Raw genomic sequence first — 17253 nt, forward strand, 5'->3', positions numbered from 1 at the left:
TCTTATTTTGCGCAGCTATGCGCGTCTTTTTTTAACTCAAATCGGGTAATTTTGCGGCAGCGTTTTTCTCTATTCCAATAAGCGACATTAAATTATCAACCGCGGAAGCATAATTAATTGCCGAACTCCACCCATCATACTCAGCGATTATTTTTGCCGACGTGGCCTGCCAGACATCCTGCTCAACGCTAAGCAAATCATTAATGCTCCGCTTGCTCAGGGTGTATTCATTTTTATAAACATCACGGGCACGCAGTGCATTTTCCAGCTGCAGCTTACCGGCTTCCATTCTTCCCCGTGCACCGGTCCAGTCAGCCTGCGCAACGGAGGCTTTTTGCAGAACATCGAAGCGCGCCTGATCAACCATAGAAGAGGCCATAGCCCGTGCGCCTTCTGCCTGACGCACACGTGCGGAGACCGCGCCGCCCTGATATAGCGGTGCATCAATATTGAGCTGGATCTGGTCGTCCCAGTAAGAACGGTTGTCCGACTCATAACGGGTACGCCCCCCCTTCAGGCTTAAGGTCGGCCAGTGCTGGGACTTCGCCGTTTCCACGCCGTACTGGGCCGAACGCTCCCGGTTCTGCGCCGCTAACACCGTGGGTATCAAGGAATAATCAATGCGGTTAAGCGAATCAGGCTCAACGGCGAGGTTCGCAGGCACGGGCGAATAAGCATCAGCCTGCATCCCGGTTAAGACCGCAAGCCTTGCGCGGGCGCTGTTTAAGGCGGCGTTATACTGCGCGACCGTTGCCTGCATGCCAGCAATACGCGTGCGGGTCTGCAGTTCATCGGAAGTGGAGCTCACCCCTGCATCCGCACGCAGTTTTGCCAGTTGCTCAACATTTTTAAGCGCCTGAACGTTGTCCTTTGCCGCCTGGAGCAGATCGGAATAGCGTTTAACTTCCACGTAGCTGAGTGCCGTTTTCTCCGCCACATCAGAGAGCGTACTCATCAGCTGGTAGCGGTAACTATCGCGCTGGGCGGAAGACTGGCTGATGCTGTTATTGGTTTTCCCGAAATCGTACAGCAGCTGGGTCAGGCTAATCCCCCAGGCCGCAGAATTCTTCAGCGATCCGCTGGAATCGGTGGTCTGGCTATGACCCGTGCTCCCGTTCAACGCGATTTGTGGCATCCAGCCGCTACGCGCTTCATCTATTTGCGCCTGACCAATACCTAATTGCGCGGCCTGCTGACTAATTGAGGGATCGCGATCGATAGCAAAAAGAATACTTTCTTTTAAGGTCGTCTTTGCCACTGCGGCAATCCCTGCCTGGTGACTATTGGCATAAGCCGTATTTATGGCGAATGAAATTAATGCCAGTGCTGTTGTAAATCGGCGTAACATAGGCTTTCGCAATATCGTCATTTTTATCTCCCTGACTCTGAGCCAAACTCAGGCAATTACCCAAAAAGAGGTATAGATAATTAGACAAATATCTTCTTTAGCGTCCTCACTGAATTTCAGGTAAAACTCCCCCATACCCATTTCCATTGGAAGTGAGAAAGTCCGTCGTCTTATTTCAATTAAGAATTTACTTATTTCTTAAACTGATTTGCAGCATAACAAAATGTGGTATAGGCCACTACACCCACAATGTTAATGTGGTGTTACAAATAAGAAAAAAGATGGGGTTTCTGGACAAAACCATAAAAGGGGTATTTCAAATGAAACATATAAACCCTCTGTTATTTAAGGAAAATTCCTAATCTACTCTCTGTACATTTTTGCGTTAATTTCCAGGAGCGTCAGACACAAAGATTTTCAAAGAAGTGTCAATTTAAGTTATTACCGACCTCACGCCAAAATAAAAATCCATTAAAAAACTAAAGTAAGAGATTAATCGCCATTATAAATCTTATTTACAGAGTTTTATTCCATGCAATGGTATTATAATGGTTACATAACCCAAATCATTAAATAAAACATAACAATAACACTGTGGTTAACATTCAAAACGGCTTAATGATATCTGCTTAATACAAATGTAATAATCACCTAACGGAATGACTGCACCTCCCGACCGCTTACCCCACTCCCCTGCTTCCCTCTGCGCAAAAATGCTGTATTATGCGAATTATTGCGACATTTTGCAGGAGTGCAGCCATGCACAAGACCGCACGTCAACGTTATGTCCTTGATATTTTGAGCGAACAAGGTCAGGCCAGCATTACTGAGCTGGCAGAAAAGCTGCAGGTTTCAGCAGATACCATCCGTCGGGATCTCACCGACCTGGAAAATCAGGGGCTGGCCCAGAAGAACCACGGTGGCGCTATCGCCCTTAATCTTTCCGCCATGAATCGTCAGGGCCGCAACACGCTGCTGCCTGAAACCAAGCAACGCCTGGGGAAACAGGTCGCGCAGGCGGTTCCAGCCGGTTCCACCCTCTTTCTGGATGCCGGCAGCACGGTGATGGCCGTCGCGACCTTTCTTCAGGGGCCTCACACCGTGATCACCACTTCGCTGGACATCGCCCAGCATTTTAGCGACCGGGAAGACATTGATCTGATCCTGCTCGGCGGGAAATGGGACCCGAAACAGCGCCTGTTTGCCGGAAGCGCCACGTTGTCGTTGCTCTCCCGCTATCGGGCAGATATCGCCATTCTTGGGGCGTGCGCCATTCATGCCGAACTCGGTCTGAGTGCCGGTAAAGAGGCCGATGCTGAGGTGAAACGTGCGATGCTCGCCGCAAGCCATGAACACTGGATCGTGGCCGACCATCTGAAAGTTAACCGCTGTGAACCGTATCTGGTTTCGGGGTTATCCGACATTCATCAACTCTTTTTAGATCGTCCCTGGCCTGAGCTTGGGGACCCTGGCGCATTACAGGTCACCGTATGCGCGCAATAACGTGGAGAAGGTCATGAGTAAAGTTCAAACAATCAACATTGCGCTGATCGGGTATGGATTTGTGGGTAAAACCTTCCATGCTCCGCTGATCCAGTCCGTGGACGGGCTTAGGCTGGCGGTGGTCTCTTCCCGTGATGAAGAGAAGGTAAAACGCGATCTTCCGGATGTGCTTGTGGTCGCGACACCGGAAGAGGCTATTCAGCATCCTGATATCGACGTGGTGGTGATTGCCTCGCCTAACGCCACTCACGCCCCGCTGGCTACGCTGGCCCTGAACGCCGGGAAACATGTCGTCGTGGATAAGCCTTTTACCCTCGACATGAAGGAAGCCCGCGACCTGATCGCGCTGGCGGATGAAAAACAGCTCCTGCTCTCTGTTTTTCATAACCGCCGCTGGGACAGCGATTTCCTCGGCATTAAACAGATTATTGCGCAAGGCACGCTCGGCAAGGTCAAGCACCTGGAGTCGCATATTGATCGCTTCCGTCCGGAAGTCCGCGTGCGCTGGCGCGAGCAGAACGTTCCCGGTAGCGGTCTGTGGTTTGACCTGGGGCCGCACCTGATCGACCAGACGCTACAGCTGTTTGGCCTGCCTGAGTCGGTTCAGGGGAATATCGCGACGCTGCGCGAGGGTGCGGAGATCGACGACTGGGCGCATGTAGTTTTAAATTACCCGGCGCACAAGGTTATTCTGCACGCCAGCATGCTGGTCGCTGGCGGGACGGCGCGCTTTACCGTTCACGGGGATAAAGGCAGCGTGGTGAAGGCCAGAATCGATCAGCAGGAAGCACAACTGCTTGCGGGTGTGATCCCCGGCAGCGAAACCTGGGGAGAAGACAGCGACAGCATGGTGTTCTTCGGGGCAGACGGTGCAACGCAGACGGTTGTCACGCCGAAAGGCGACCAGCGCCAGTATTACATCCACGTGCGTGATGCGCTGCGCGGGGAAATCCCCCATCCTGTTCACCCTGTCGAGGCGTTAGCGGTCATGGCTGTGCTGGAAGCGGCGGTGAAATCATCAGAGACCGGGATAACGCAGACGTTGGCGTTAACGGCTGAAGAGCGTGCTCTGCTGCGTTAAAAAACAAGCCGGGTGGCGCTGCGCTTACCCGGCCTACGAGTTTGAGCCGTTTGTAGGCCCGTGCAAGCGAAGCGCCGCCGGGCGAAAAGACTACTGACGCTTTTTCGGCATCATGCGCAGCAGCGTATTGTCTTTCCAGAAATAGTGATGCATTAGCGCCGCCGCCGCGTGCAGACCAATCAAGAAATAGCCGAGATTGGCGAGCGTCTCGTGCCACTCCTTCAGCATATCCACCAGATCAAAATTCCCTTCCGCCGCATGCGGCATCAGCAGGCCAAAGGCAAACCAGTCGTTTCCGCGGTTATACATCATCACAATGCCAATCAGCGGCAGCGCAATAAACAGCAGATAAACGATGAGATGCCCAAGGTGCGACATACCGGTGATCATCGCTTTGGGTTTCGGCTGAATAGGCGGTGCGGGATATTTAAGGCGGATGAGCAATCTCGCCACCATCAGCACCAGCACCGAGATCCCGCAGGAGACGTGGATCATGTTTATCACCGGGCGATCGGTACGCGGGAAAAAGCCTCTAAACTCCATCGCGCAGTAGGCGACGACAACTAACAAAAACACCAGCCAGTGAATCGCAATCTGCAGGCTTGAATATTTAGTACGCATGGGATTTCCTGAAAAAAAAACAGTCACCGCGCCAACATAATCTCCTTTCCTTAAAAATTCATTAACTTTTCTGTATGACTTTTCAGTCACTTCCCTGCGGATGAAGTATCTTCAATTGCCGCCCTGTCCGTGATGGTCTAAGCCTGGATGAGTTCAAACTGTCGTATCGACATGTTCACAGGAGAACACAATGAGTAAAATTGGCATTAACGGATTCGGACGCATTGGACGCCTTGTTCTGCGCCGCCTTCTTGAAACTCAGGACAGTAATACTGTCGTCGCCATCAACGACCTCACCTCCCCGAAAGTACTGGCTTACCTGCTAAGACATGATTCCAACTACGGGGGCTTCCCGTGGAGCGTAGATTTCACTGAAGATGCGCTGATCGTCGACGGTAAGACCATTGCGGTATACGCGGAGAAAGAGGCAAAGCATATTCCATGGAAAACGGCGGGGGTGGATATTGTCGTGGAGTGCACCGGCTTCTACACCTCTGAAGAGAAATCCCGGTCACATCTGGACGCAGGTGCGAAAAAAGTGCTGATTTCGGCACCTGCAGGTGACATGAAAACCATCGTCTATAGCGTGAATGACGACACGATTAACGCCAGTGACACCATTATTTCCGTCGCGTCCTGCACCACCAACTGCCTGGCCCCGCTGGCAAAAGCCCTGCACGATGCGTTTGAAATAAAAGTGGGCACCATGACCACCATCCATGCCTACACCGGCACCCAGGCGCTGGTCGATGGACCGCGCGGGAAAGATCTACGCGCCTCGCGGGCAGCAGCTGAGAACATTATTCCGCACACGACCGGTGCGGCAAAAGCCATCGGCCTGGTGATCCCTGCGCTCAGCGGCAAGCTGAAAGGCCACGCGCAGCGCGTGCCGGTAAAAACCGGCTCCGTCACCGAGCTGGTCGCCATTCTTGGCAAGAAAGTTACCGTTGAGGAGATCAACGCTGCGCTGAAAAAGGCGACCCAGGGGAATAAATCGTTCGGGTATACCGATGATGAAATTGTGTCGTCAGACGTGATTGGTTCGCACTACGGTTCGGTATTCGACGCCACACAGACGGAGGTGTCGGAAGCGGGAGACCTGCAACTGGTGAAGGCCGTCGCGTGGTATGACAACGAGTATGGTTTCGTGACGCAGCTGGTGCGTACGCTGGATAAGTTCGCCGCGCTGTGAAATTCCCCCTCACCCTGACCCTCTCCCCAAAGGGGCGAGGGGATTGCCCCGTGCTCAGATGATTTTACGCGCCACCTTCAGGACCGGATCCTGCTGAAGCTGTTTCCAGGCTTCGGTGACAGCCTCAGGGAATTCGACGTGCGCGATAAAATCCCGCCCGGCCGGGCCATAGCCGTTCTCATCGTCATACAGACGCGGCAGTTCCCCCATCACCAGCGAAAGGTAACGCTCAACGGCCCACAGCCCTGCGTTACCCTCGCTAAATACCACGCCGTTTTTGCCGTTTTGCAGTATTGGCGTCATTCCCGGGTGACTAATCCACTGCGGAGAAACGGGCTCATCGCGGCAAACGCGGGCGAATGTCGCCATCGTACGGCGCTGCATCGTCGGATCCTGAACCACCAGCATTCGTCCGCTTGTTCGCTGGTGCTGTTTCAGCATGTTCCAGCTAAATCGGGCGTTTTCTCCGCAGTTAGTGGAGCGATCTTCAACCCACAGGCGCGACTCGGGGATCTGCCAGAACTCCCGCGCAATGTCGGCAAGAATGCTTGCTTCCGCCCGCCCGGACACCGGCAGTGGGTGATAACGGGGGTGGTGACGGATCGCATCATACAAAAACGTTGTCGAGTGGCCGATACCGCCGCTAATCAGCAGCGGAACCTGCTTTTCTGCGGCAATTCGGCAGGCTGCTTCAATGGTCGTGATCACCGCGTTTCCTGCCAGAATCACCCCATCAACATCCGGGGTTTGAGACGTGCCGCGGAGATCGTCCTGCGCCAGCCATTCACCGACAGTATTGATGGCCGTAAGCGTAGCGTCCGGCAGGACGGGGAAATGGGGCTGAACCATGGTGAACTCCTCCTCAGTGTTACCTCAGGGTAGCGACTTCGACTTATCAACACAACGGGGGTGCTGTGCCGCTCTTTTTCCTTAAAAGCCCTCTCAACATTTGATTAACATGCGTAAATCATATTCACTTGAATTATCATTTGCGGCAGACGTAGAATCGCCAGTCGACACATTTTTCCATTATTTCTAAGGTAAACAACGTTATGCGCCTGCCCGAACGCGATCCTTATGCTCCTCGCGAGTGGCAGCCACATGAGAAACCCGCTCTGCTGGGGTCGCCTTCCACACCTGAACACAGCACGCCCAAACGGATTGCCTACGGCGTCGTGGGCCTGCTGGTGTGCCTGACGGGGGCGCTGGGTAATGCGGTGGTGACCGCCAATCTGCAAAACCTGCAGGGCACCTTCGGCGCCTGGTCAACGGAAATCGCCTGGCTGCCCGCGGTCTATGTGATGACCAACATCTCCATCAACCTGCTGCTGGTCAAATTCCGCCAGCAGTACGGTCTGCGCGCCTTCACCGAAGGGTTTCTGGTGCTGTATGTGCTGGTCACCTTTTTCCATCTGTTTGTTAACGATCTCAGCTCAGCGCTGATGGTGCGCGCCGCGCACGGGATGGTGGCCGCCGCGCTCAGCTCGCTGGGGATTTACTACCAGATCCAGGCCTGGCCGGCGAAACATCGCCTGAAGGCGCTGACCATCGGCATTACCGGCTCGTCACTCGCCATTCCGCTGGCGCGGCTGTTTTCGACTGAACTGCTCCAGCTGGACGAGTGGCGCGGATTGTATTTCTTTGAACTGGGGCTGGCGCTGATCTCCCTGGCCTGCGTGATCGCACTGAAGCTGCCGCCGGGCGACCGACGCAAGGTCTTTGAGAAGAAAGACTTTGTCACCTTCTTTCTGCTGGCGCCGGGCATGGCCTTGCTGTGCGCGGTGCTGTCGCTGGGACGTCTGGACTGGTGGTTTGAAGCGCCGTGGATCGGCTGGTCGCTGGCGTTATCGCTGGTGCTGATTGTGTCCGCCATCGTCTTTGAACATAACCGCACTAACCCACTGCTGAATACCCGCTGGCTGTCGAGCGGCAGCATCGTCCGTCTGGGACTGATTATGCTGCTGATCCGCATCGTGCTGGCGGAGCAAAATACCGGGGTGATTGGCTGGTTACAGTATGTGGGATTACAGAATGAGCAGATGACCCATCTGGCGTGGTCCATTTTCGCCGGGATCGTCTGCGGGATCGTCACCAGCTGTCTCACCATCAAGCCCACAAAACTGGCGTGGCCGATTATCACCTCCCTGGCGCTGATGATCATTGCTTCGCTGCTGGACAGCCAGTCCAATAACCTGACCCGCCCGGACCAGCTGATGGTCAGCCAGTTCCTGCTGGGCTTCGGCAGCGCCTTCTTCCTCGCCCCGGCCATGCTGGCCGCCATTGGCGGAGTGATCGCCGACCCGCGTAATCTGGTCAGCTTCTCGGTCATGTTTGGCATGAGCCAGAATCTCGGCGGTCTGCTCGGGTCGGCGATCCTCGGTACTTTCCAGACCTGGCGTGAGAAGTACCACTCCAGCCTGCTGGCAGACCAGCTCACCACGCTCAACCCGCTGGTCAACGAGCGCATTCAGCTTTATACCCAGATGTATAAAAGCCTGATCGGTGACAGTTCGCTGTTGGGGACTCAGGCAATTACCCAACTACAAAGCGTCACCGCCCTTGAGGCAAACATTCTGGCTTACAACGATACTTATCTTCTGACGGCAAGCATCGCTGCCGCCACGCTGGTCTGGATTTTATGGCGCTTGCTGCGTCTGCGCATCACTGCCCGTATGGCGCTGAAGAACGCCACCGGCAACAAGTAATTGAAAGAGTTCTGGAGAATTTATGAGTCAGCAGGATGCCGCCAAAGAGCAGGCCAACACCCGCAAAAATGTGCGCATTGTTTCCGTTTTCACCGCCGCTGCCATCGGTCTTGTCGGCGTGCTGGTGATCCTTTACGCCTGGCAGTTACCCCCCTTTACCCGACACGTGCAGTTTACCGACAATGCCTACGTGCGGGGACAAACGACGTTTATCAGCCCGCAGGTGAATGGCTATATCACAGAGGTGAAGGTTCAGGACTTTGTGCAGGTCAAAAAAGGCGATCTGCTGCTGCAGATTGATGACCGCATCTACCGTCAGCGGGTGCATCAGGCCGAGGCGCAGCTGGCGATGAAAATTGCCGCCCTGAATAATAACCTGCAGCAGCGTAAAAGCGCCGAAGCGACGATTGCCAAAAATGAAGCCGCGCTGAAAAATGCCCGCGCCCAGAGCCTGAAAACCCAGGCGGATTTGAAGCGCGTGAAGGATCTGACGGCGGATGGGTCACTTTCCGTTCGCGAACGCGATGCCGCCCTGGCAAGCGCGGCTCAGGGCAGCGCCGATATCGACCAGGCGAAAGCAACGCTTGAGATGTCGCGTCAGGATCTGCAGACGGTGATTGTCAATCGCGGGGCGCTGGAGGCGGACGTTGAGAACGCCAAAGCGGCGCTGGAGCTGGCGCAGATCGATCTGCAAAACACCCGCATTGTGGCCCCGCGTGATGGCCAGCTGGGGCAGATTGCCGTGCGTCTCGGGGCGTATGTGACCGCCGGGACCCATCTCACCACCCTTGTGCCCCCCCAGCACTGGGTTATTGCCAATATCAAAGAGACCCAGCTCGCGGAGCTGCGCGTCGGTCAGCCGGTGAAATTCACCGTCGATGCCCTGAACGACAAAGCGTATCAGGGCCGCGTGGAGAGCATCTCTCCCGCAACCGGCGTGGAATTCAGCGCGATCACGCCGGATAACGCCACCGGTAACTTTGTCAAAATTGCCCAGCGAATTCCGGTGCGCATTGAGGTACTCGGTAAGCCAGAGGAATCCGCCCTGCTGCGTCCGGGCATGTCGGTGCAGGTAACAATTGATACGCGGGAGGCGAAACCATGATCCTGCGTCCGATAGCCGGACTGGTCGTGGCGGTGATGCTGGCCGGATGCCAGTCCGTCGACGTCAAACCGGCGCAGCCCACGCTGCACATTCCTGCGCAATGGCGGGCCACCTCGGGGCCAGCCAGCCCGACGGAACAGCTCTGGTGGCGTAACTTTCATGACAACCACCTGAACCGCTATGTGGGCCAGGCGCTTAAGAATAACAGTGACGTGTTGATCGCCCGCGAACGGATAAACGAGTATCAGGCGCGGGTCTTTGCGGCCGACGGCAGCCTGTTTCCCTCGCTTGACGCGGGCGTCACGGGGACGCGCGCCCGTTCGCAATCCGCTGCGACCGGGTTGCCCGTCTACGGTACGGTGTACAGAGGCAGCCTGACGGCGAGCTACGACGTTGATATCTGGGGCGTCAACCGCAGCACGGCGAATGCCGCTCAGGCGTCGCTGGAGGCGCAAAAAGCCGCCGCTGCCGCCGCGGATTTGACTGTCGCCTCGTCCGTGGCTTCCGGGTACGTCACCCTGCTCTCACTTGACGAACAGCTGCGCGTGACCGAATCCACGCTGAAGTCCCGCGAGGAGGCGTTTAACCTCGCGAAACGTCAGTTTGAAACCGGCTACAGTTCGCGCCTGGAGCTGATGCAGTCTGACTCCGAATTACGTTCAACGCGGGCGCAGGTGCCCGTGTTACAGCATCAGATTGCGCAGCAGGAAAATGCGCTTAGCCTGCTGCTGGGAAGCAATCCCGGCGCGGTAGCGCGCAGCGAAAGCTTTGCAAGGCTAACGCCGCTGAAGCTGCCGTCGCAGCTGCCTTCCACGCTTCTGAACCGTCGGCCGGATATCGTTCAGGCTGAACGCCAGCTGGTGGCGGCGGATGCCTCCCTTGCCGCGTCTCGCGCCAGCCTGCTGCCATCGATCAACCTGACCGCCACCGGATCGATTCAGGATCGCACCCTTTCTGGCCTGCTGGACAATCCGCTTCAGCTCTGGAGCGCCGGGGGCAGTATTCTTGCCCCGCTGCTGAACCGCCAGGCGCTGAATGCGCAGGTGGATATTTCCCAGTCTCAGCGTAACCAGGCGCTGTACGCCTATGAAAAAACCGTGCGTAACGCGTTTGCGGAAGTGAACAACAGCCTTGATGCCATTACGCGCTATCAGGAACAGCTGACGGAGCTACTCGCCCAGCAGGCTGTGGCGCAGGAGACGCTGCGCATTGCGCAGAATCGCTATCGCAACGGCTATTCTTCCTATCTGGACGTGCTGGACGCGCAGCGCACGCTGTTCTCGGTCCAGACCAGCGTCGTGCAGGTGAAAAATAACCTGCTGCTGGCGCAGATTGATTTATACAGGGCGCTGGGCGGCGGCTGGGGCAGTGCCTGAAATCCTGCCCGGTGGCGCGTCGCTTACCGGTCCTGGATTTCGCACCCGTAGGCCGGGTAAGGCGTAGCCGCCACCCGGCAATCCTTCCCAAGGAGTCAATCTATGCAACAACAGTGGTCTGCAGTAGATAATTTCATGATTTCTTCGCTGATCCCTAACGATGACGTACTCAGTCAGGTACTGGAAAACAACAAGCACGCCGGGCTGCCCGAACACGACGTGGCGGCCAACCAGGGGCAGCTGCTGGCGCTGTTCGTGCGCATGACGCAGGCAAGACGCATTCTCGAGATCGGGACGCTGGGTGCCTATAGCTCAATCTGGATGGCGCGCGCCCTGCCGCCTGACGGAAAGCTGATCACGCTGGAGGCCGACCCGAGTCATGCCGACGTTGCGCGTCAGAATATTCACCTCGCGGGGCTGAACGATCGCATTGAACTGATTGAAGGCCCGGCGCTGAGCTCGCTCGAAAATTTTGGTGACGTTCCGCCGTTCGACCTGATCTTTATTGATGCCGATAAGCCGAACAATCCCGGCTATCTGGAGTGGGCGTTGCACTATTCCCGTCCCGGTACGGTAATTATCGGCGATAACGTGGTGCGCGAGGGTGAAGTCGTTAACGGGCAAAGCGACGACGCGCGCGTGCAGGGCGTGCGGCGTTTTATCGAGATGACTGGAGATAACCCGCGCTTAACCGCCACCGCGCTGCAAACGGTGGGGGTTAAGGGATGGGATGGGTTTACGCTGGCGATTGTGAACGGGTGAAAATTGTGCGGGCTGATGCCCTCACCCCGACCCTCTCCCACAGGGAGAGGGAGAAAATCGGGCAAGGCTTTTAGCCAGAGATCTGCTCCATCGCCTGCAAAATACGCTTATCCGAAATCGGATACGGCGTACCGAGCTGCTGGGCAAAGAAGCTGACGCGTAGCTCCTCGATCATCCAGCGGATCGCCTGCACGTCTTCATCGTCGCGGCGCGCCGGCAGCAGCTTGTTCAGCCACTGCTGCCACGCCTGCTGCACGCTTTCCACTTTCAACATCTGCGCGCGATCGCGGTGCGGGTCGATGGCCATTTTCTCCAGACGTTTTTCAATTGCCTGCAGATAGCGCAGCGTATCGCCGAGACGGTTGAAGCCGTTGCCGGTGACAAAGCCACGATACACCAGCCCCGCCATCTGCGCCTTCACGTCCGACAGCCCCAGCGCCATGGTCATATCCACGCGCCCCTTCAGGCGCTTGTTGATGTTGAACACGGCGGTGAGGATCTGCTCGACCTGTTTGGCAATCTCCACCACGGTGTCGTTGAGCTCCGCGCGGACCTTTTCATGAAGCTGAGCAAAGCCCTCTTCCGTCCAGACCGGACCGCCCGCCTCGTGGATCAGTTTGTCCACGCCGCAGGAGATGCAGTCGTCAATTAGATCCAGCACTTTGCCGTACGGGTTAAAGTACAGACCCAGCTTGGCCTTGTTCGGCAACTTCTCGTGCAGATATTTAATCGGCGACGGAATGTTCAGCAGCAGCAGGCGACGCAGCCCGCGCCACATCATCTGCTGCTGTTCCTGCGGGTTATCAAACAGCTTGATCGCCACGCTGTCGCGCTCGTCCACCAGCGCTGGCCAGGCTTTCACCTTATAGTTACCGCGTTTTTGCTCGTAGCTTTCCGGAAGCTGACCAAAACTCCAGATATGCAGCCCGCTCTGCTCGATACCGTCGTCCGCCACCGCAGAGAGCGTCTCCTGGACTTTCCCCTTCAGCGCCTCTTTTAGCTCGCTCAGGGAACGCCCTTCCAGCAGCTTTTTGTTTTTATCATCCACCACGCGGAAGCTGATTTTCAGGTGATCGGGTACCTGTTCCCAGTTCCAGTCTTCGCGGTCAATGGTGGTGCCTGTCATGCGGCGGAATTCTCGCTCCAGCGCGTCCAGCAGCGGCAGCTCCAGCGGCGTGACGCGGCCCAAAAACGCTTCCGCGTAGTTCGGCGCAGGCACAAAATTACGCCGCATCGGTTTCGGCAGCGATTTAATCAGCGCAATGACCAGCTCGCGGCGCAGGCCGGGGATCTGCCATTCAAACCCGCTCTCGTCGACCTGGTTTAACAGCGGCAGCGGAATGTGGACGGTCACGCCGTCCGCATCGGCCCCCGGTTCAAACTGATAGGTCAGACGCAGCTTGAGATTGCCCTGATGCCAGAAGTTCGGGTAGTCGAGCTTGCTGACCGACTCCGCCCCCTCTTTAATCAACATGCTCTTTTCAAAATTGAGCAGGTCCGGCGTCTCTTTACTGGCCTTCTTCCACCAGCTGTCAAAGTGGCGGGCGGAAATCACATCGTGACTGATGCGCTGATCGTAAAATTCGAACAGCGCCTCGTCATCTACCAGGATGTCGCGACGGCGGGATTTATGCTCAAGCTCTTCCACCTCGGCGCGCAGCTTCAGGTTTTCGCGGAAGAACGCATGGCGCGTCTGCCAGTCGCCCTCCACCAGCGCGTGGCGGATAAACAGCTCGCGGCTGAGCGCCGGGTCAATCTGGCTGTAGTTGACCTTACGCGCGGCCACCACCGGCAGGCCATAAACGGTAACCTTCTCGGTCGCCATCACTGCCCCCTGCGCACGCTCCCAGTGTGGTTCACTGTATGAGCGTTTCAGCAGATGCTGCGCGACTGGCTCAACCCATTCCGGGTCGATCCGCGCGGCAATGCGTCCCCACAGGCGGCTGGTTTCCACCAGCTCGGCCACCATGGTCCACTTCGGCGGCTTCTTGAATAAGCCGGAACCGGGGAAGATGGAGAAACGGGCATTGCGCGCGCCGGTATATTCCTGCTTCTCTGCGTCCTTCATCCCAATGTGGGAGAGCAGGCCGGTCAGCAGCGCGATATGAATTTCACGGTACTCCGCAGGCTCACTGTTCACCGGAATGCCCAGCTCTTTCACCACCTGGCGCAGCTGGGTGTAGATATCCTGCCACTCGCGCACGCGCAGGTAGTTGAGGAAATCCACGCGGCACTGGCGGCGGAACTGGTTCGAGGAGAGCGCTTTCTGCTGCTCGCCGAGATAGTTCCACAGGTTCACGAAGGCGAGGAAATCGGACTCTTTGTCGTGGAAGCGACGGTGTTTTTCATCTGACGCCTGCTGTTTATCCATCGGACGCTCGCGCGGATCCTGAATGGAGAGCGCAGAGGTGATAATCATCGCCTCGCGCACGCAGCCGTGCTTCTGGGCTTCCAGCACCATGCGCGCCAGACGCGGGTCGACCGGCAACTGGCTAAGCTGACGACCCAACGGCGTCAGTTTATAGACCGTCGCCTGCTCGTCGGTGGTAATGGCCCCCAACTCTTCCAGCAGACGGACACCATCCTGAATGTTGCGTTTGTCCGGCGCTTCCACGAACGGGAACGCCGCGATGTCGCCCAGCCCCAGGGCGGTCATCTGCAGGATAACGGACGCCAGGTTGGTGCGCAGAATTTCCGGGTCGGTAAACTCCGGGCGCGACAGGAAATCGTCTTCGGAATAGAGACGAATACAGATCCCTTCCGACACACGACCGCAGCGGCCTTTACGCTGGTTGGCCGACGCCTGAGAAACCGGCTCTATTGGCAGGCGTTGCACCTTGGTGCGGTAGCTGTAGCGGCTGATACGCGCTGTGCCCGGGTCGATTACGTATTTGATCCCCGGTACGGTCAGCGAGGTTTCCGCCACGTTGGTCGCCAGCACAATGCGGCGTCCGCCGTGCGGCTGGAACACGCGGTTCTGCTCGCTGTTCGACAGGCGCGCGTACAGGGGCAGGATCTCCGTATGACGCAGATCGCGCTTGCTGAGCGCATCGGCGGTATCGCGAATTTCGCGCTCGCCGCTCATAAAGATCAGAATGTCGCCCGCACTTTCGTTGCCCAGTTCGTCGACAGCGTCGAAGATGGCCTGGAGCTGGTCGCGCTCGGTATCATCCGCCTCTTCGACAATCGGGCGATAGCGCACTTCCACCGGGTACGTGCGTCCTGACACTTCAATTATCGGCGCATTGTTGAAATGCTTCGAGAAGCGCTCCGGGTCGATGGTCGCGGAGGTGATGATGATTTTCAGATCCGGACGACGCGGCAGCAGTTCTTTCAGGTAACCGAGCAGGAAGTCAATGTTCAGGCTGCGCTCGTGTGCTTCGTCGATGATGATGGTGTCGTACTGCATCAGCAGGCGATCCTGCTGGATTTCCGCCAGCAGGATACCGTCAGTCATCAGCTTGACCATGGTGTTATCGCTGACGTGGTCGCTGAATCGCACCTTGTAACCGATGCAGCCGCCCGGCTCGGTTTGCAGCTCTTCGGCAATACGGTTCGCCACGGTACGCGCCGCCAGACGACGCGGCTGGGTGTGGCCAATCAGACCTTTCACCCCGCGCCCCAGCTCCATGCAGATTTTCGGCAACTGGGTGGTTTTCCCCGAACCGGTTTCCCCTGCGACAATTACCACCTGGTGGTCGCGCACGGCTTCCAGGATGTCCTGTTTTTTCTGACTGACAGGCAGGTTTTCCGGGTAGGTAATTGCCGGACGTGCAGCTTCGCGCAGCACAACTTTCCCTGCTGCCTGTTCAATCTCTTTCGCCATCTCCTGATAAATGGCCTGTTGTGCATCAGGATTTTTAACCTTCTTCACACCGTGCAGACGACGCGCAAACCGCTGTTTATCGCGCAGCATCAGGGCATCAAGCCTTTGCAAGAGCATCGGGAAGGTGATTTTTTGGTGTTCTGTCATAACGTTAATGGGCAGTGCTCTGCCGGGTAAAATCTCTTTTTAATGATTGCTATAGAGTACCACATTGACGCTTTCTGCGCCTTATTCAAAAAATTCGAACATAGGCTTCGATATATTGCGCTATCTCTGTGGCAGGATTGTGAATAGAGTGTCAACAAGCAACGGGGCAACCCCCTTCAATCAAATGCAAAAACAGGAATCACCCATGAGCAAAGTATTAGTGTTGAAATCCAGTATTCTGGCAGGGTACTCTCAGTCTGGTCAGCTGTCTGATTATTTCGTTGAACAATGGCGTGAACAGCATTCCGCTGACGAAATCACCGTGCGCGACCTGGCGGCAAACCCTATTCCTGTGCTGGACGGTGAACTGGTTGGCGCGCTGCGTCCGAGCGATGCTCCGCTGAGCCCGCGTCAGCAGGAAGCCCTGGCCCTGTCCGACGAACTGATTGCTGAGCTGCAGGCGCACGACGTTATCGTGATTAACGCCCCAATGTACAACTTCAACATCCCTACTCAGCTGAAGAACTACTTCGACCTGGTGGCGCGTGCTGGCGTAACCTTCCGTTACACTGAAAACGGCCCTGAAGGTCTGGTGAAAGGCAAGCGTGCGATCGTACTGACCAGCCGCGGCGGTATCCATAAAGACACCCCAACCGACCTGGTTGCGCCGTACCTGAGCCTGTTCCTGGGCTTCATCGGCATCACTGACGTGAACTTCGTGTTCGCGGAAGGCATCGCTTACGGTCCTGAAGTGGCGACGAAAGCGCAGACCGACGCGAAAGCCGCGATCGACAACCTGGTTGCCGCCTAAGATTTCCCCCTCTCACCGCCCGGTGGGAGGGTTTTTCTTTTCTCCACATTTCGTTATCATCCGCTCCCACTCTCCAGCCGGGCGGCCTGATGTCTGCGATTATTGATTCTTTTATTGCCCCACCGTGTCATGACGACATCGAGATCCTCTGGCAGGATGAACATCTGCTGCTGATCAATAAGCCTTCCGGTCTGCTCAGCCTCTCGGGGAAAAATCCGCAAAACCTTGATTCTGTCCATTATCGTCTGGTTCAGACTTTCCCGGGCTGCACGCTGGTACATCGTCTCGATTTCGGCACGTCCGGGCTGATGGTGATTGCGCGTAATAAAGCGATCAATGCGGCGCTCTGCCAGCAGTTCAGCCAGCGCAGCGTGGAGAAAGTTTACAGCGCCCTGCTTTGCGGACATCTGGAAAACGATGAGGGCGTGATAGATGCCCCGATTGCCAAAGATCCGGCGCTGTTCCCGCTGATGTCAATCTGCGCCATTAACGGTAAACCCGCCCGCTCCCGCTATCGGGTGGTGGAACGTTTTTATCAGGGAACGGGAGTGCCGTTAACGCGGGTGACGCTTACCCCGGAAACCGGGCGAACCCATCAGCTGCGTATTCATTGCCAGCAGATGGGGCACCCGATTCTGGGCTGCGATCTGTATGGCGGTCTTGACGCGCCGGGGGCGGAAATCACGCCCCGGCTGATGCTGCATGCCTGCGAGCTGAATTTTATTCATCCGGTGAGCGGCGAGCCGGTTACTGCCCGTCACACCGCCCCATTCTGA

At 56.6% G+C, this 17253-nt stretch carries 13 protein-coding genes; 9 read left to right on the forward strand and 4 right to left on the reverse strand.

The annotated features are described in order from the left end of the window. Positions 1-31: 31 nt before the first annotated feature. Positions 32-1369 (reverse strand): TolC family outer membrane protein, encoded by a 1338-nt coding sequence (locus tag O1723_RS11070; protein WP_023337257.1) that lies wholly within the window; start codon positions 1367-1369, stop codon positions 32-34. Positions 1370-2107: 738 nt separating this feature from the next. Between O1723_RS11070 and O1723_RS11075 the strand changes: the two genes are divergently transcribed. Together O1723_RS11075 and O1723_RS11080 are read left to right on the forward strand one after the other, a co-directional pair. Then, positions 2108-2851 carry a DeoR/GlpR family DNA-binding transcription regulator gene (locus tag O1723_RS11075; RefSeq protein ID WP_014883766.1) on the forward strand — a complete coding sequence of 248 codons (744 nt, stop codon included), beginning with the start codon at positions 2108-2110 and terminating at the stop codon, positions 2849-2851. 13 nt (positions 2852-2864) lie between these two features. Next, positions 2865-3932: an oxidoreductase gene (locus O1723_RS11080; RefSeq protein WP_014883765.1), complete on the forward strand. Its 1068-nt coding sequence runs from the start codon at positions 2865-2867 to the stop codon at positions 3930-3932. Between the two features lie 90 nt (positions 3933-4022). On the opposite strand, the gene cybB is transcribed toward O1723_RS11080, so the two are convergent. Further along, positions 4023-4553 (reverse strand): cytochrome b561, encoded by a 531-nt coding sequence (cybB, locus tag O1723_RS11085; protein WP_014883764.1) that lies wholly within the window; start codon positions 4551-4553, stop codon positions 4023-4025. 190 nt (positions 4554-4743) lie between these two features. Here cybB and gap point away from each other — a divergent pair, with 190 nt between their 5' ends. Continuing rightward, positions 4744-5745 carry a type I glyceraldehyde-3-phosphate dehydrogenase gene (gene gap / locus O1723_RS11090; RefSeq protein ID WP_014883763.1) on the forward strand — a complete coding sequence of 334 codons (1002 nt, stop codon included), beginning with the start codon at positions 4744-4746 and terminating at the stop codon, positions 5743-5745. A 54-nt stretch (positions 5746-5799) separates the two neighbouring features. Here gap and O1723_RS11095 read toward each other — a convergent pair whose 3' ends face one another. Beyond that, positions 5800-6594, reverse strand: coding sequence for a YdcF family protein (locus O1723_RS11095; RefSeq protein WP_023337256.1), 795 nt, complete (start codon positions 6592-6594; stop codon positions 5800-5802). A 203-nt stretch (positions 6595-6797) separates the two neighbouring features. Between O1723_RS11095 and O1723_RS11100 the strand changes: the two genes are divergently transcribed. The 4 genes from O1723_RS11100 to O1723_RS11115 all read left to right on the forward strand — a co-directional run bounded on the left by O1723_RS11100 (position 6798) and on the right by O1723_RS11115 (position 11693). After that, positions 6798-8450: an MFS transporter gene (locus O1723_RS11100; protein WP_023337255.1), complete on the forward strand. Its 1653-nt coding sequence runs from the start codon at positions 6798-6800 to the stop codon at positions 8448-8450. Positions 8451-8472: 22 nt separating this feature from the next. Next, the gene (locus O1723_RS11105; RefSeq protein WP_023330366.1) at positions 8473-9555 is read left to right on the forward strand and encodes an HlyD family secretion protein; all 1083 of its coding nucleotides are present in this window, start codon (positions 8473-8475) and stop codon (positions 9553-9555) included. Continuing rightward, on the forward strand, positions 9552-10931 hold the full coding sequence (locus O1723_RS11110) for an efflux transporter outer membrane subunit (RefSeq protein WP_014883760.1): 1380 nt from the start codon (positions 9552-9554) through the stop codon (positions 10929-10931). The genes O1723_RS11105 and O1723_RS11110 overlap by 4 nt, the downstream gene beginning before the upstream one ends. Before the next feature lie 102 nt (positions 10932-11033). Next, a complete protein-coding gene (locus O1723_RS11115; RefSeq protein WP_014883759.1) occupies positions 11034-11693 on the forward strand; it encodes an O-methyltransferase in 660 nt (219 codons plus the stop codon). A 70-nt stretch (positions 11694-11763) separates the two neighbouring features. Here O1723_RS11115 and hrpA read toward each other — a convergent pair whose 3' ends face one another. Continuing rightward, positions 11764-15666, reverse strand: coding sequence for an ATP-dependent RNA helicase HrpA (gene hrpA, locus O1723_RS11120; protein WP_023337253.1), 3903 nt, complete (start codon positions 15664-15666; stop codon positions 11764-11766). A gap of 205 nt (positions 15667-15871) precedes the next feature. On the opposite strand from hrpA, the gene azoR reads away from it, so the two are divergent. Both azoR and O1723_RS11130 read left to right on the forward strand, forming a co-directional pair. After that, on the forward strand, positions 15872-16477 hold the full coding sequence (azoR, locus tag O1723_RS11125) for an FMN-dependent NADH-azoreductase (protein WP_248190554.1): 606 nt from the start codon (positions 15872-15874) through the stop codon (positions 16475-16477). A gap of 89 nt (positions 16478-16566) precedes the next feature. Then, on the forward strand, positions 16567-17253 hold the full coding sequence (locus tag O1723_RS11130) for an RluA family pseudouridine synthase (protein WP_014883757.1): 687 nt from the start codon (positions 16567-16569) through the stop codon (positions 17251-17253).

It is taken from the genome of Enterobacter cloacae complex sp. HYC080_NIDB (genome assembly GCF_056673325.1).

Excerpts from the sequence above, each read along its gene's own strand:
- O1723_RS11105 (WP_023330366.1), top strand. The coding sequence starts at position 8,473 with ATGAGTCAGCAGGATGCCGCCAAAGAGCAGGCCAACACCCGCAAAAAT.
- O1723_RS11095 (WP_023337256.1), bottom strand. The coding sequence starts at position 6,594 with ATGGTTCAGCCCCATTTCCCCGTCCTGCCGGACGCTACGCTTACGGCC.
- O1723_RS11115 (WP_014883759.1), top strand. The coding sequence starts at position 11,034 with ATGCAACAACAGTGGTCTGCAGTAGATAATTTCATGATTTCTTCGCTG.
- gap (WP_014883763.1), top strand. The coding sequence starts at position 4,744 with ATGAGTAAAATTGGCATTAACGGATTCGGACGCATTGGACGCCTTGTT.
- O1723_RS11075 (WP_014883766.1), top strand. The coding sequence starts at position 2,108 with ATGCACAAGACCGCACGTCAACGTTATGTCCTTGATATTTTGAGCGAA.
- hrpA (WP_023337253.1), bottom strand. The coding sequence starts at position 15,666 with ATGACAGAACACCAAAAAATCACCTTCCCGATGCTCTTGCAAAGGCTT.
- O1723_RS11110 (WP_014883760.1), top strand. The coding sequence starts at position 9,552 with ATGATCCTGCGTCCGATAGCCGGACTGGTCGTGGCGGTGATGCTGGCC.
- cybB (WP_014883764.1), bottom strand. The coding sequence starts at position 4,553 with ATGCGTACTAAATATTCAAGCCTGCAGATTGCGATTCACTGGCTGGTG.
- O1723_RS11130 (WP_014883757.1), top strand. The coding sequence starts at position 16,567 with ATGTCTGCGATTATTGATTCTTTTATTGCCCCACCGTGTCATGACGAC.
- azoR (WP_248190554.1), top strand. The coding sequence starts at position 15,872 with ATGAGCAAAGTATTAGTGTTGAAATCCAGTATTCTGGCAGGGTACTCT.
- O1723_RS11070 (WP_023337257.1), bottom strand. The coding sequence starts at position 1,369 with ATGACGATATTGCGAAAGCCTATGTTACGCCGATTTACAACAGCACTG.
- O1723_RS11080 (WP_014883765.1), top strand. The coding sequence starts at position 2,865 with ATGAGTAAAGTTCAAACAATCAACATTGCGCTGATCGGGTATGGATTT.
- O1723_RS11100 (WP_023337255.1), top strand. The coding sequence starts at position 6,798 with ATGCGCCTGCCCGAACGCGATCCTTATGCTCCTCGCGAGTGGCAGCCA.